A 13,712-nucleotide genomic window follows, 5' to 3' on the forward strand; every position below is an offset into this window, starting at 1 on the left:
TTATTTTCTTTCTGAGGGCATTAACTAATTTGCTCATAACTTGTTGTTCTGAATACTTTTAAAACCCTTATGAAAAACCCGGAAACCCGTTTACCTTTTAAAACTTTTCCCTTTCAGACTTCTTTAAGTTTTGTACCGTTAATCCGGTATTGGGAAACCAAAATAAACGACGATAACCGGGGTATTTCGCTTTTTGCCAAAGCCATTACCAAGCAACTCGAAAAATCGCCGGAGTTACGCAAGCCTATTCAGGACCCAAGCTTCCTGAAAGACCACGAAGATTTAATCGAAATAATAATGACTGCGGTATTCCCGCCGGCAACCTGGGAAACTGATATTAGCGGGGCGCTGACACCTTTTTTAAATTCTAGTTTTTACCAAACCCCCAAGTTCCGCGAAATATTTATCAGCGAAAACGATAAGTTAAAACGCCCGCTTAACCTGGATAAGCAAAAAATGCTGTATCTGAATATCCGGCAGGCTTTTTTATTTATTTTAAATAAATGCTACCACATTCCTGTTCCTGTAGAAGAAGCTTTAATTTTTACCGTTCCGGATTACGCGCTGGGTTTATACCGCCATTACCGGGTATCGTTAAACAACAGCTTTTTACAGGTAAAGCATAACGGCCCGCTCCCACCGCTTTCCGCAACCGACATCCGGCTTTTATTAACCAACATGGAAAACCTGGAATTGTGGCGGCAATATATTCTGCCGGACAATTTTGCGTTTGAAGGTTTTTACGTGATGGAACTGGTAGATGTAACCGAGCAGGAAACCTTATCGTCGATTAAACTGGACTTGCTGGAAAAAGATGTTTTAACCGCGCCCGACCGGTTTGAGCAGTTGCAGGAAAAAATAAGAATATTTTTTAACCGGCCGCACTTGCAATTAGGTTTAGCGGCCTTTAATAACCGGAAAAAAACCTTTGTTAATTTCGGCCGGAAAATAAATCACAGCTTTTTAATTCCGCAAACCGATGCCTCCACCAATTCAGTAACTTTTAAAGCTGTTTACGATAAGCTGCTGGAAGACGGCGACCCGTTAGTGGTGGAAGATGTAGAAACGGCCTCGTTGCCGGAAGGAGTAGGTGCCGAAATATCGAATATTGGCATCCGCAGCATTATTCTGGCTTTATTGCGCTACCAAAACCAGGTATTTGGTATTATTGAATTGGGTTCGCCTTTTGCCGGCGATTTAAACAGTTTTTCCTTAGCCAGAATGCAGCAATTTCTACCCCATTTCGAGGCGGCCGTAAAACGCAACGCTGAAGATTTGGAAAGCCGCATTCAGGGCGTTATAAAAGAAAAATTTACGGCGATTCACCCGGTAATGGAATGGCGCTTTAAAGAGGCGGCTTTAAATTTACTGGAACTACAGGAAAGCGGCCTTCAACCCGAAATAGAGCCTATTGTGTTTCAGGATGTTTACCCTCTGTTTGCGGTTTCGGATATCCGGAGTTCTTCTACCGAACGCAACAAAGCCATTCAGGGCGATTTAATAGAACACCTGCGCATGGTAGAAAAAGTGCTGAAGAAAGCCATTGATTTGCAGGCGCTGCCCATTCTGGAAGAACTCAAATTTTACATTACCAAAAGTCTGCGGAAACTGCGCCGGGGCGTTTTATCGGAAGACGAAGCCGCCATTTTTGAAGTAATAAAAACCCACGTAGAGCCTATTTTTGAATATTTAAAAAGTCATAATCCGTCGCTGCAGTCGGTTATTCAGGCTTACTACGCAGCCATGGACCCGCAGTTAGGCGTGTTGTACAAGCGCCGGAAAGATTTTGAAACCAGCTTAACGCTCATTAACGAAACTATTTCGGATTATTTGGAGGCCGAAGAAGCCAAAGCCCAGCAAATGTACCCGCATTATTTCGAGAAATATAAAACCGATGGCGTAGAATTTAATATTTACGTAGGCGCTTCTATAGCCGAAAACCGGCCTTTCGATTTGGTATTTCTCCGGAATTTGCGCTTGTGGCAACTCATGACTGTTTGCGGCATTGCCCGCAAAGCCGCCGAGTTAAAACCTTCGCTGCCCATGCCCCTGGAAACCACCCAACTCATCCTGATTTACAGCCAACCGTTGGCTATTCGGTTCCGGCGCGATGAGCGAAAATTTGATGTGGACGGCGCCTATAATATTCGCTATGAGATTATTAAAAAACGCATCGATAAAGCCACCGTAGTGGGTACCCGCGAACGCCTGACCCAGCCCGGCACCATTGCTATTGTATATTCCCAGGGTCGTGAAGCCAACGAATACAAAGATTATATTGATTACCTCCAGAATATTAACCTGCTAACCCGCGAAGTAGAATATTTAGATCTGGAAGAAATGCAAGGTGTAAGCGGCCTGAAAGCCATTCGGGTTAAGGTAAAATTTGATGAGAGCAATTAGTGGTTAGTTATTAGTGTAAAATAATATTTAAGGTTAAACATCTTTCCGGCTATTATTTTCTTCGGTAGTATCTTCCTGCATTACTTCGGTGGCTTTGCGGGCATAGGCGGGCTCAAACTTGCGTAAAACCAGTAATGCAATAATTAAAAATATTAGCCCCGCCGACCACCCGGCCAGTACATCGCTGGCGTAGTGCACGTTCAGGTAAACCCGGCTGTAGCCAATTAAAATTATCCAAAAGCAAAGCAACAAGGTAAAAACCCACCGCCATAAAACCGATTTTACATTGGTCCAGACGAGGTAAATAAAAAGGCCGTAAAAGGCGCCGCCAATCATGGCGTGGCCGCTCGGAAAGCTAAAACCGGATTGTTCGTAAAAGGCAGTTTCGGGTCGGGGCCGGTCGAACCAGAATTTGAGAACTTGGTTTAAAAGCGAACTGCCAGCGGCAATAACCGGAATTTTAACGGCATACCAGCGGTGCTTTTTTATGAAAAAGAAAATAAACGCCAGGGTTAAAGAACCGTAAATCAGGAAATCTTTGGAAGCAAAAAAGGTAACAAACTGCATAAAAGCCGTAACGGCCGGCGATGTTTGTTTTTTGGCAAAAGCAAAAGCGGCCATATCAAAGGTTTGATTCTGGTCTAGAAAAACCAGCTTGGCCATTAGCAAAAACAAGAAGATACAAACAAACGCAATCCCGCCCAGCATTATTAGTTCGGCCCCAATCAGGGCAAAGAGCGCCAATATTTTTTTCACCAGATTAGACATTCCTGCAAAACTAACAGTTTAGCCTAATACTTAATTTGTAACAATTTTGATTTAATTGTAAAAATGCACGATGGTTTAGGTAGCCTATCTTTGTAAATTATACCAAATAGTAAACAGCAGTTTGCATAGCAGAAAAGAATAGCTAATCTCACCTATCTGGGTCATTCGGGAAGAATTTTCTGATTAGGTAACGCAGAAGATTCTTTTGGAATTCTTCGAATTCTATAGAATGACCGAGTTGAGCAGGAGGCAAAAATATCCTTTATCTATGGCAGGTTGTTCATGCTATTGGGTATTATAGCCTAATATTTTCTACCTAAAACCTTGAATATTTAATATTTAAGAAAATAATTTACCGGCATTTCAGCGCTTTATTGCTGCTAGCGGACGCTTTTTGTTTGCGCCATGTCTTGGTGCCCACCCCGTAACACTCAGGCTAAGGAATATTTTAGAATATTTACGTTTGCTCGCGCTAGCTTGTAGCTGGTGTGTTTTTAGGAAAGGAATTTTTGGACAGCCGGCCAGTTGAAAACTGGCCGTTAATAGTAAGCACAAGTTACGCTTCGCTGAACTTGCGCCAGCTAAAGCTTATTTATGGTTTAAGGCATTAGTGTTTGGTGCGTGCCAATTCCTGATTTTGTTTTTTCAGGTACTCTACCACTGCTTTGGTGAGGTGTTTTAATTCGGTGGCTTCAGCAGTGCCCGGAATAGCTCCGGCTATTATTTCGAGCCTGGCTGCGGCAGTTTTATATTCATCCTCCGATTCAATTTCACAACTTTTCATCACACTAAACTTAATGCATAACTATTTTATTCTAAATTATTTACCGAAGATGAAGATTAAATGAAATTAGGGGCGGCAATTATACTTTAATCAGATTATCAGATAAAATATGGCGCTTCTTTCCTAGTATTTGCTTTGAAGATAATTCTCTGGGGTAACTAAGTAAAACAACCAAGTAAGCAGCAGCCTGGTTAACAGAACAGATAAATTAAAGGCGGGTTAGAGCAAATGAGGTTGATTAAATAAAATTTTTATAATGCGTTGAATTTTCATTTAACTCCAACATGCGTTTGCGCAAGAGTTCCATGCGGGCATTAATCAAATTCTTTTCTATGGTTCGGTCTTCTCTAAATTGCAGATACCGGAAAATAAGCAACAACTCATAACATTCGTCAAAAGTCATGTTTTCCAGTTCCTTCTCGTCGAAATTTTTAGCTTTTTTATATAGGGGCATATTGTAATTTAATTTACGTGAGATATTTAAATTATCGCAGCCTCAAGTGCATTCGGCGCAAGCTACTAAATAGCTTTATAAGCTTACTAATAAAATAAAATTTACCGCTAATAAATAAGAACTTTTATAACAACGATAATATAATTAAATCGTTGCCCATTCTGAAACCTGGTAACCGCTTGAGCTAAATTTTACCCAAAACAAACCCTTTGAATACTGGCTTCCTAAATAAAATAGCCCCTTTACAAGCTGCAAAGGGGCTATCTTGTTGGTAAAGTGCGCACGGGGAGACTCGAACTCCCACGGGACAACTCCCACAGGCTTCTGAGACCTGCACGTCTACCAGTTCCGCCACGTGCGCATTTTCTGGTAAAATCAAACCCGGCATACCGCGTCTGACAATCGGGACACAAATGTAGCAGAATAAGTTTTAATATTACAACTCCGCTATCAATATTTTTTCAGGTGGATTCCTCTACTATGGGGGCAATATTGCGGCGGGAATAGCGCTCGATGCGGCGTAAAACGTATACCGCTATAATAACCCACAACAAGCCGGCGGCAAAACCCGCCAATACATCGCTGGCATAGTGCACGTGCAAATACACCCGGCTAAAACCAATAAGCAAAATAAATAAAGCCAGCGCCACCACCAAGGCCCAGCGCCCCAGCGGGTTCTTTACGTTTACCCATACCAGGTAAATTAATAAGCCGTAAAAAGAAGCGCTAATCATGGCGTGCCCGCTCGGGAAACTTAACCCATACGATTTTACCAGGTGCGGAATAATAGGTCGCTCGCGATCGAAAAGAAATTTAAGAATAAGGTTTAACGAAATACTGCCTAAGGCAATTACCGGCACTTTAATAGAATACCACTTGTGCCGGCGAATAAATAAAAAATAAAATATTAACATGAGCGAGGCACCGGTAATAAAATCGCGGGAGGCGAAAAAAGTAATATTTTTCATAAAGCCATCGAAAGCCGGATTATACAGGCTATCGGCAAAGGCAAAAGCGCGCATGTCAAAGTTTATTTCCTGACCCTGCAGAATTTCACGGGCTAAAAACAAAAATAACAGTAAACAACTAATAAAAACCGTCCAGATAAACAGTAGTTCTACCGTAAATAAGGCAAAAAATGCCAGCGCTTTCTTAAATATCCTCTTCATACAGAAATTCCTATACGCATAAATATTGTTCTCAGATATTCTGGTGATCTGCTTTTGGCTTAAATCATTTTTTACCTGATTCGCGTTAAAAATTACTGACATAAGCAGCAGAAAAGATATGCGGTTATTTATTGCGGCACCTTTACCCGAAAATGTACTAACGGCTTTACAAACCCAACAGGCGCTTTACGCCCAAGATGGCGTGCGTTTGGTGCCCGCTGCTAACCTGCACCTCACCTTGCATTTTTTAGGCGAAACCCCGGCAGCCTTATTACCCACTTTAAGCCAGACTTTAGAAAATATTGCCGCAGAATTACCGGCTTTTACGCTTACGTTTAAAGAAATTGCCCCCGGCCCCAAACCTAAATCGCCCCGATTAATTTGGGCGCGCTTTCACCAACATCCGGCCTTTACCCAGTTAGCCCGCATTATTCAGGAAAAACTAAATTCTTCTTCGGATCATCCCGGCGAATATATTCCGCACATAACAATAGCCCGCTTAAAGAAAGACCTAACTCAACGCTTAGCGCTTCCTACTATTCAGAACATTAATTTTCCGGAATATTTGGTTAGTAGTTTTTGTATCTGGCAATCGGAACTGGCCAGCCCGCACCCGCGCTATAATATTGTAAAAGAATTTGCCTTGCAGCCGGCTAACGATTAAGAAACAACCCTGTTGTTAAAACCAGAGTAAAAGCAAGGAGTTTAACAAAACCAAATTCTTACATGAACGAATCTGATTTATCGCGGCTGGCCTTTAAACTAAAAGATAAAAACATGACCATTGCCTTTGCCGAAAGCATTACCGGCGGCATGTTAATATCGGAATTTGTGAAAGCCAAAGGCACCAGCGATGTATTGCTGGGCAGCATTGTAACTTATGCCGAAGAAGTAAAACAAAAAGTGCTGGGCGTTAAAAAACAAACATTAAAATTATATACGGCCGAGTCGCAGCAGGTAACCAACGAGATGGTAATGGGTTTGTATAAATTACTGAAAGCCGATATTTGTGTGGCGGTTACGGGTTTGTGCGGTGCCGGCGCTTCGGAGAACAAAGAAAAACCCGTAGGAACCGTGTTCTTTTCTATTTTGTGCCGGAATAAAGTAGAAGAATACCGGGAATTATTCGACGGCAACAGCGAGGGCATTCGTAAAAAAGCGGCCGAGTTTATCTTCCAGAAAATAGAAGCTACCCTCGACCGCCATTTTGAACACGCTTAATATTTTAGCGGGCTATTAGCTGGGCTGCTGCTCTTTCAGAAACAGGTAAAGCGCTTTAATTTCAGTTTCGGTAAATTCTTTAGCCATAGGCCAGGGCATATATTTCGGGTCCAGTTTTTTTCCTTCGGGCGTAACGCCGGTCCGTAAGGTATTAATAAATTGGGCTTCGGTCCATTTAGCCAAGCTACCTTTACCTGTAATATTTGGCACATCCGGCGAGCCCGGAATTATTGGTTTACCACCCTGATAATTATTTCCGTGGCAACCCTGGCAAGAAACAGCCATGTATTTGCCGTAAGTTACCGAAACTGCCGGGTGTACTTCTTCTTCCAGCGGAGCCGTGTGGTTAACTTTTTCGGCCACAATTAAGGGCAATTTATCGAAATTAGCCAACGCGTAACCTACTGGTCCTAAGGTAACTCCCGGCATTTCTTTATCTACAGCCGGGCGGGTTTTTAAGTAAGCAATTAAAGCGGCTAAATCTTTTTTAGATAAAGGCTGATACTCATAAGACGGCATTAATTTAAGTGATTTTCCTTCTTTGTCCAGGCCATGCCGAATGGCGCGTACATAGTCTTCGTCGGTAAAATTGCCGCGGCGGGAGCTTAAACCGCCCTTGCCCATGGTAATATTAGGGGCAGGCAGCAACCCAAGGGCCGGATCGTCGATAACAATATTGCCGCCAAAATCTTTTCCGTGACAATCTGTACAGCCCTTAATGGCTGCGATGTGCTCGCCCAAGGCAATAGAAGCTGAATCGGTGGGGATAGTAATTGATTGGACGGCTACTTCGTACTTTTTGTTAAATCGGCTTTGCACACTAAAATAAATAATAGCGAAGCCAATGAGTAAAAGTACAATTACAGAACCCAGGACAATGCCTGTCCACTTAAAAAATTTTTTCATAATTAAAATGGTGTGTGTGTGGTTGGAATATAAACCCTTAACAATCAAGGGGAATCGGATTAAATGTAAAAAAAAATTATTAAAGTAAATATATTACAGGTTAAATATTTTGAGGTATAATTTTAAATTTTTTAATGGTAAAATTATATATAATATAATTTAATCTTTTTTAACTAGTATTTACAGGCGGCAAATGGCGTTTTAAGTATAATTTTATTTAGGTATAAAATTCAGGATTAAAGCTACTCCTGCTAAACTTTAAGCAGGTAAACTTTTCAGATAGAGGTAGATAGCTTTTAACTCATCGTCGGTCATGTCTTTGGTCATGGTCCAGGGCATAAATTTAGGATTCAGCTTTTTACCTTCGGGGGTAACGCCAGTGCGCAACACTTGCTTAAATTGTGCTTCCGACCATTTACCTAAATTTCCGCCAGGGGTAATATTCGCAATGCGCGGCGAGCCCTCGCCATGCGGTTCGCCGCCTTTAAAATTAGTGCCATGGCAACCGCTGCACGTGGTAGTCAGGTATTTACCGTACTCCGCCGATACACTCGGCAACACTACTTCCTGGATGGGAGCCTGGTGATCAATTCTTTCGAAAGGCAGTAACGGAATTACATTAAACGTTAGCAGGGTGCGGGCGAGTGGTTTTAAATTAGACTCGGGTAAATTGCTGTTCACCTTTGGCAATGCTTTCAGGTAAGCAATCATGTTTCCTAAATCCTGGTTAGAGATAGAATAAAATACCTCCGATGGCATAATTTTCAGGGGTTTACCTTCTTTGTTCAGGCCATGCCGAATGGCGCGCACCCAATCCAGATTGGTATAGGTAGCTGTGGGGCTTCCCTTACCGCCCGTTAAGTTAGGCGCTACTACCCGCCCCAAAGCCGGATCTTCAATAAAAACCTTGCCTTCAAAATGCTCGTTGTGGCAGCCCGTACAATCCCGCATTTTAACTACTCTTTCGCCGGCAGCAACCGCTTCCGGTCCGCTAGGAACTTTAACCGGCTTTACAGCAAGCACATGGGTGGTATTTAAACGGCTTTCTGACATAAAATAAATTACCACATAAGCCAGCAGCAGCACCACTGCCAGTGAGCCCAGCACAATCCCGAACCATTTAATAACTTTTTTCATATTTTTAGCTTTTATAAGGTATTTAGGTCTTAGAGAACAAAACAAAATTACATCAGAATCCTATAAATTATCATTATAGTTCAATATAAACTATTGAATGGCTGTTTTCGGGGAGTGAATGACTTAAATTGATGCTTAAACCCGGCTTTGATCTGATAGCGCCTTACTATGACTTTTTAGCCGGACTGGTTTTTGGCCGAACGCTTAAAAAGGCGCAGCTTACTTTTCTGGATAATATTCCGGAGCAGGCCCGCATTTTAATTATTGGCGGCGGCAGCGGCTGGTTGTTACCCGAAATATTTGCCCGGACTTCGACCTGCCAGATTGTATATTTAGAAGCTTCGGCCAACATGTTAAACCAGGCCAAACAAAAAATCAAAGACCCGGCCCAGGCAGCGTGTGTTGAATTCCGGTTTGGTACCGAAAATAATATACAACCGGAAGAAGAATTTGAAGTAGTAATAAGTTTTTTCTTTTTAGACCTATTTCTGCCGGCAGAATTAGAAAATATTACCCATATTCTGTTCCGGCACCTGCAACCCGGCGGTTTATGGCTGGTAACCGATTTTGTACAAACGCACAATGCAGGCCTTTGGCAAATCTGGACGAAAATATTAACCCAGAGTATGTACCGGTTCTTCCGGGTGGTAAGTGGTATTAGCGCTACTACCCTACCCGATTGGCAAAATATCCTCGCCCACTATAACCTGGCTCCCCAAAAATCAGCTTATTTTTACCACAACCTGATAAAATCTGTTCTTTATCAGAAAAAGTAAGTAAACTTATTTGCTTGTTGCCTTAGTTAAAATAACCAGTATAAATTCCCGATGCTTTTACCTCGTTTCTTTTTTGCTTTAATATTTTCTTTACTGCAACTGGCGGCTGCGGCCCAGCAACCTATTACATATACTTTATCGTTCCCGAACGCGGTACACCACGAAGCCGACATAAAAGTAGTTTTCGCAGAATTGCCGGCCGGCCTTTTTTCTGTGCGCATGGCCCGATCTTCGCCGGGCCGTTATGCTTTGCACGAGTTTGCCAAAAATATTTACAAAGTAAAGGCTTACAACAGTGTTGGTCAGGAAATAACCTTAACCCGACCCAATCCGCACCAATGGGATATTCCCAGCCACGACGGTACGGTTACCATTACCTACACTTTATTCGGCGACCGGGCCGATGGCACGTATAATGGCATTAGCGAAGAACACGTGCATTTAAATATGCCGGCCACTTTAATGTATGGCTTAGGGTTAGATAATCGGGCGCGTTTGGTGCAGTTTAATTTACCGGCCGGTAAAAACTGGCAGATAGCCACGCAGCTTAAAAAAGAAACTACCCCAAACACGTACACGGCCCCGCACCTGCAATACCTCATGGATAGCCCGGTGGAAATTAGTGATTTAAAATTTTCGGAATGGCAACTGCCGGCGCAAAACAAAACAATCCGGATTGCGCTGCACACCCAAGCAGGTGATAAAGCTTTTGCCGACTACACCACCAAAGCTAAAAAAGTGGTAGCCGAGGCCGGTGCGGTTTTCGGGCAATTTCCGGATTATGATTTTAACAGCTACACCTTTCTGGCCTGTTACGGTCCGCAAGCCGTTGGCGACGGCATGGAACACCGCAACTCCACTTTTATTACCAGCAGCCAACCCTTGGAAAATAATGTAAACACGCACCTCAGCACCTTTTCGCACGAATATTTTCATTCCTGGAACGTAGAGCGCATCCGCCCTAAATCGCTGGAGCCGTTTAATTATGCCGAAGCCAATATGTCGGGGGAGTTATGGTTTGCCGAAGGTTTTACCAATTATTACGGCGATTTGGTGCTATGCCGGAGCGGGGTAAATACCGTAACTGAGTATGCCCAAAATATTTCGGCGGAGCTAAACCACGTACTTAACTCGCCAGGGCACCAATATTTTTCGCCGGTGCAAATGAGTTACCAAGCGCCTTTTGTAGATGCCGCCCAATCCATCGACCCGGTAAACCGCGTGAACACGTATATTTCTTATTATCCTTTCGGCAGTGTTATTGGGCTGGCTTTAGACCTTACGTTACGTACCCGGTTCAAAATTATTACCCTCGATACGTATATGCAGGCTATCTGGCGCAAGCACGGGCAACCCGAAATTCCTTATACCCTAACAGATTTAGAAAATATACTAGGCAGTGTTACCCGCGATCCTGAATTTGCGCAAGCTTTTTTTCAGCAGCATATTTACGGGCTAAAATTGGCCGATTACAAGTTCTTGCTGGCGCAGGCCGGCTTTTTATTACGGCCCGTTAACCCCAATAAAGCCAGCCTGGGTTTAACGCTCCTAAATTTCCGCAACAACGCGGCCGTTATTCAAACAGGTACCTTAGTTGGCAGCCCTTTGTACCAGGCCGGCCTCGACCGCGAAGATGTAATCCAGACTATTGCGGGCAAAAAAATAAATTCTTACAACGATTTAGCGGCTGCTTTAGCTGCCCACAAACCCGGCGATCGGGTAAATATTACGTATACGCCACGGGTAGGCGCCAGTAAAGAAACAATCGTTACCTTAATTCCCGATCCGCAACTCGAAGCGGTTCCTTACGAAACGGCCGGCTTACCCTTAACCAAACAAATGAAGGCTTTCCGGGCAAGTTGGCTAAGTTCAAAAGTAAAATCCGGCAGAAAATAGCATAAATTAAAATAATTAGGCTATCGCAGTTTACCATTATTTAACTAATCGCGTAATATTTAAAAAAGAATTTTTCGTGCGCCAAAATACTATTGCAGCAAATTAAAGGTTTAATATTTAGTCTTAACCAGCACAATTTTGTAAATTTAACCGGCTACCCAATGGGGCGGTACAATTTTAGCTTTAGATAAATTATGATAAAAAATATATTGGCAATGGCTTTTCTGCTGAGCGTTGGTTTTAGCAGTATGGCCCAAACTACCGACGGAACGGCCGGCGAACTAAGCAGCACGCCCCCGGCGTTGGCTCCGGGTACCGCCATAACCCCGCAAACACCGGCTTCAGACGTAACTACCCCAAAAGCACCCCGAAAAATCAGTTACGGATTATCGGCCGGCACGCAATTTAGCCGGCTGTATGGCACCGCCACTTTTTTAGAGCCCAGCGTTATGTTTCCGGTTACCAAACGGTTTAGCGGGTTTGCCAGCGTAAATATGATTACTACTTTTGGCTCTAACCCTTACTTGTTTGGCAACGATAATTTTAATTCTAGCTACGCGCCCATGCGCAACCAGCGGTTTATTTTAAATGCCGGCGGTAATTATCTGGTTACCGATCGGCTGAATGTAACCGGTAGTGTGTGGCGCGATTTATCGAAAAACCCGCTGCCTTTAAACTTATACATGCCGGGCGGCACCAATGGCATGTCGTTACGGGCCAATTACAAAGTAACCGAAAACTTCTCGGTATCGGGTGGTATCCGGTACTCCAACGGTAACGCTTATAATAATATGTATTACAATCCGGGCTCGTCGTGGGGCTATTAATATTTAGGAAGTATAAAAACAAAACGGCCTGGTTATTTTAATAGCCGGGCCGTTTTGTTTGGGGACAATTTTCACTTATGCCATTATTAAACAGGCCCTGCGCTTAAGTGTACATTATTGGTCATCCTGAGCTTGTCGAAGGATCTATTAAAACTATGAAAAAGTAGATTCAGCTATTTCGAAAGGCTCAACAGGACCGCTATATTTTAAGCATAGTACCCTACTAATAGTGGTAATATAATGCTGTTATAGATCCTTCGACAAGCTCAGGATGACCGTAATATTTTAAGCGCAATACCCCAATAATATTGGTATAAATATTTCTTCTGAACTGGGATAACCCAAATGCGTATGAAGCACCAAAAAGAAACCACCGTGCAAGCAGAATATTTGCAGAACCCCCAACTGAAAACCCTAAAAGAAAACTGGCCCGGCAATAAAATTATAAATGGCATGTTTGCCAACGGCGACGAATTATACCTGCCTTCGTTTTTAAATGTGCTAAAATGGAAATTGGCCGAAAATCCGCAGAAAAAAGAAAAAGAAGCTGATACTTATGCCCCGCCGGTAAACGAAAACCAGGATTTATTTAACTCAGATAAAGATGCCTTGGTTTGGCTTGGGCACGCTACGTTTTTGCTCCGGCTAAATAATTTTACTTTTATAATCGACCCGGTTTTCTTTGATTTACCGCTGCTTAAAAGAAGAACCGCTTTGCCTTTTCCGACCAGCCGATTGCGCAACTTGGATTTTTTGCTTTTGTCGCACGGCCACCGCGACCACTTCGACGAAAAATCAATTAAACTGGTTTGGCAGCAAAACCCTGGTTTACAAGCCATGATTCCGCTGCGCATGGGCAAATTATTAAACAAAATGGCGCCCGGCTTAACTTACCAGGAAGCCGGCTGGTACCAGCAATTTACCTTGCCCAACGAGGCGGGTGCAGAAATTATTTATTTACCGGCCGGCCACTGGCACCGCCGCGGCCTAAACGACATGAACAAAGTTTTGTGGGGCAGTTTTTTAATCCGGACGCCTGAAAAAAGCATTTACTTTGCCGGTGACTCCGGCTATAAAGAACATTTTGCCGAAATACAGGCGCTTTTGGGCGCACCCGATTTTTGCATCTTGCCCATTGGTGCCTACAAACCCGCCTTTATGATGGAGCAAAGCCACCTGAACCCCGGCGAAGCCGTGCAAGCTTTTAACGATTTAGGCGGCCGGTTTCTGCTACCCATGCATTTTGGCACCTTCGATTTATCGGATGAACCTGCCGGCGAACCCATCCGGTTGTTACAACAGTACGCGGCCGCCGGTAAAGTAAACGGCCAATTAATTACACCCGCCATTGGCGAAGTGCTTTATATGTGA

13 protein-coding genes and 1 tRNA gene are annotated in these 13,712 nt (G+C 43.3%); 7 read left to right on the forward strand and 7 right to left on the reverse strand.

Annotated elements, in window-relative coordinates; translation table 11 throughout:
• Positions 1–69 precede the first annotated feature (69 nt).
• Positions 70–2,403 carry a GAF domain-containing protein gene (locus F0145_RS05780; RefSeq protein WP_150087369.1) on the forward strand — a complete coding sequence of 778 codons (2,334 nt, stop codon included), beginning with the start codon at positions 70–72 and terminating at the stop codon, positions 2,401–2,403.
• Between the two features lie 33 nt (positions 2,404–2,436).
• Here the strand turns inward: F0145_RS05780 and F0145_RS05785 are convergent, their stop codons facing one another.
• The 5 genes from F0145_RS05785 to F0145_RS05800 form a co-directional block, all read right to left on the reverse strand.
• Complete coding sequence (locus F0145_RS05785; protein ID WP_150087370.1) at positions 2,437–3,171, reverse strand: phosphatase PAP2 family protein; 735 nt, start codon at positions 3,169–3,171, stop codon at positions 2,437–2,439.
• 607 nt (positions 3,172–3,778) lie between these two features.
• On the reverse strand, positions 3,779–3,955 hold the full coding sequence (locus F0145_RS26110; RefSeq protein ID WP_190277478.1) for a hypothetical protein: 177 nt from the start codon (positions 3,953–3,955) through the stop codon (positions 3,779–3,781).
• A gap of 238 nt (positions 3,956–4,193) precedes the next feature.
• A complete protein-coding gene (locus F0145_RS05790; RefSeq protein ID WP_150087371.1) occupies positions 4,194–4,409 on the reverse strand; it encodes a hypothetical protein in 216 nt (71 codons plus the stop codon).
• A 277-nt stretch (positions 4,410–4,686) separates the two neighbouring features.
• A tRNA-Leu gene (locus F0145_RS05795) sits at positions 4,687–4,770 on the reverse strand.
• A 100-nt stretch (positions 4,771–4,870) separates the two neighbouring features.
• A complete protein-coding gene (locus F0145_RS05800; RefSeq protein ID WP_150087372.1) occupies positions 4,871–5,578 on the reverse strand; it encodes a phosphatase PAP2 family protein in 708 nt (235 codons plus the stop codon).
• Positions 5,579–5,696: 118 nt separating this feature from the next.
• Between F0145_RS05800 and thpR the strand changes: the two genes are divergently transcribed.
• The gene (gene thpR / locus F0145_RS05805; protein ID WP_150087373.1) at positions 5,697–6,242 is read left to right on the forward strand and encodes an RNA 2',3'-cyclic phosphodiesterase; all 546 of its coding nucleotides are present in this window, start codon (positions 5,697–5,699) and stop codon (positions 6,240–6,242) included.
• Positions 6,243–6,304: 62 nt separating this feature from the next.
• Positions 6,305–6,799 (forward strand): CinA family protein, encoded by a 495-nt coding sequence (locus F0145_RS05810; protein WP_150087374.1) that lies wholly within the window; start codon positions 6,305–6,307, stop codon positions 6,797–6,799.
• A 15-nt stretch (positions 6,800–6,814) separates the two neighbouring features.
• Here F0145_RS05810 and F0145_RS05815 read toward each other — a convergent pair whose 3' ends face one another.
• Both F0145_RS05815 and F0145_RS05820 read right to left on the reverse strand, forming a co-directional pair.
• Complete coding sequence (locus tag F0145_RS05815) at positions 6,815–7,705, reverse strand: cytochrome c4 (protein WP_150087375.1); 891 nt, start codon at positions 7,703–7,705, stop codon at positions 6,815–6,817.
• A 258-nt stretch (positions 7,706–7,963) separates the two neighbouring features.
• Positions 7,964–8,842 (reverse strand): c-type cytochrome, encoded by an 879-nt coding sequence (locus F0145_RS05820; protein WP_150087376.1) that lies wholly within the window; start codon positions 8,840–8,842, stop codon positions 7,964–7,966.
• Between the two features lie 131 nt (positions 8,843–8,973).
• Here F0145_RS05820 and F0145_RS05825 point away from each other — a divergent pair, with 131 nt between their 5' ends.
• The 4 genes from F0145_RS05825 (at position 8,974) to F0145_RS05840 (ending at position 13,712) form a co-directional block, all read left to right on the forward strand.
• Positions 8,974–9,618 carry a class I SAM-dependent methyltransferase gene (locus tag F0145_RS05825; RefSeq protein ID WP_223815860.1) on the forward strand — a complete coding sequence of 215 codons (645 nt, stop codon included), beginning with the start codon at positions 8,974–8,976 and terminating at the stop codon, positions 9,616–9,618.
• 51 nt (positions 9,619–9,669) lie between these two features.
• The gene (locus tag F0145_RS05830; protein WP_223815833.1) at positions 9,670–11,514 is read left to right on the forward strand and encodes a M61 family metallopeptidase; all 1,845 of its coding nucleotides are present in this window, start codon (positions 9,670–9,672) and stop codon (positions 11,512–11,514) included.
• Between the two features lie 194 nt (positions 11,515–11,708).
• Positions 11,709–12,341 carry a hypothetical protein gene (locus F0145_RS05835; protein ID WP_150087378.1) on the forward strand — a complete coding sequence of 211 codons (633 nt, stop codon included), beginning with the start codon at positions 11,709–11,711 and terminating at the stop codon, positions 12,339–12,341.
• Positions 12,342–12,692: 351 nt separating this feature from the next.
• Positions 12,693–13,712 (forward strand): MBL fold metallo-hydrolase, encoded by a 1,020-nt coding sequence (locus F0145_RS05840; RefSeq protein ID WP_223815835.1) that lies wholly within the window; start codon positions 12,693–12,695, stop codon positions 13,710–13,712.

The organism is Adhaeribacter rhizoryzae, assembly GCF_008629685.1.
Lineage (GTDB): Bacteria > Bacteroidota > Bacteroidia > Cytophagales > Hymenobacteraceae > Adhaeribacter > Adhaeribacter rhizoryzae.

Excerpts from the sequence above, each read along its gene's own strand:
- F0145_RS05780 (WP_150087369.1), top strand. The coding sequence starts at position 70 with ATGAAAAACCCGGAAACCCGTTTACCTTTTAAAACTTTTCCCTTTCAG.
- F0145_RS05815 (WP_150087375.1), bottom strand. The coding sequence starts at position 7,705 with ATGAAAAAATTTTTTAAGTGGACAGGCATTGTCCTGGGTTCTGTAATT.
- F0145_RS05810 (WP_150087374.1), top strand. The coding sequence starts at position 6,305 with ATGAACGAATCTGATTTATCGCGGCTGGCCTTTAAACTAAAAGATAAA.
- F0145_RS05835 (WP_150087378.1), top strand. The coding sequence starts at position 11,709 with ATGATAAAAAATATATTGGCAATGGCTTTTCTGCTGAGCGTTGGTTTT.
- F0145_RS05820 (WP_150087376.1), bottom strand. The coding sequence starts at position 8,842 with ATGAAAAAAGTTATTAAATGGTTCGGGATTGTGCTGGGCTCACTGGCA.
- F0145_RS05790 (WP_150087371.1), bottom strand. The coding sequence starts at position 4,409 with ATGCCCCTATATAAAAAAGCTAAAAATTTCGACGAGAAGGAACTGGAA.
- F0145_RS05785 (WP_150087370.1), bottom strand. The coding sequence starts at position 3,171 with ATGTCTAATCTGGTGAAAAAAATATTGGCGCTCTTTGCCCTGATTGGG.
- F0145_RS05830 (WP_223815833.1), top strand. The coding sequence starts at position 9,670 with ATGCTTTTACCTCGTTTCTTTTTTGCTTTAATATTTTCTTTACTGCAA.
- F0145_RS26110 (WP_190277478.1), bottom strand. The coding sequence starts at position 3,955 with ATGAAAAGTTGTGAAATTGAATCGGAGGATGAATATAAAACTGCCGCA.
- F0145_RS05840 (WP_223815835.1), top strand. The coding sequence starts at position 12,693 with ATGAAGCACCAAAAAGAAACCACCGTGCAAGCAGAATATTTGCAGAAC.
- F0145_RS05825 (WP_223815860.1), top strand. The coding sequence starts at position 8,974 with ATGCTTAAACCCGGCTTTGATCTGATAGCGCCTTACTATGACTTTTTA.
- F0145_RS05800 (WP_150087372.1), bottom strand. The coding sequence starts at position 5,578 with ATGAAGAGGATATTTAAGAAAGCGCTGGCATTTTTTGCCTTATTTACG.
- thpR (WP_150087373.1), top strand. The coding sequence starts at position 5,697 with ATGCGGTTATTTATTGCGGCACCTTTACCCGAAAATGTACTAACGGCT.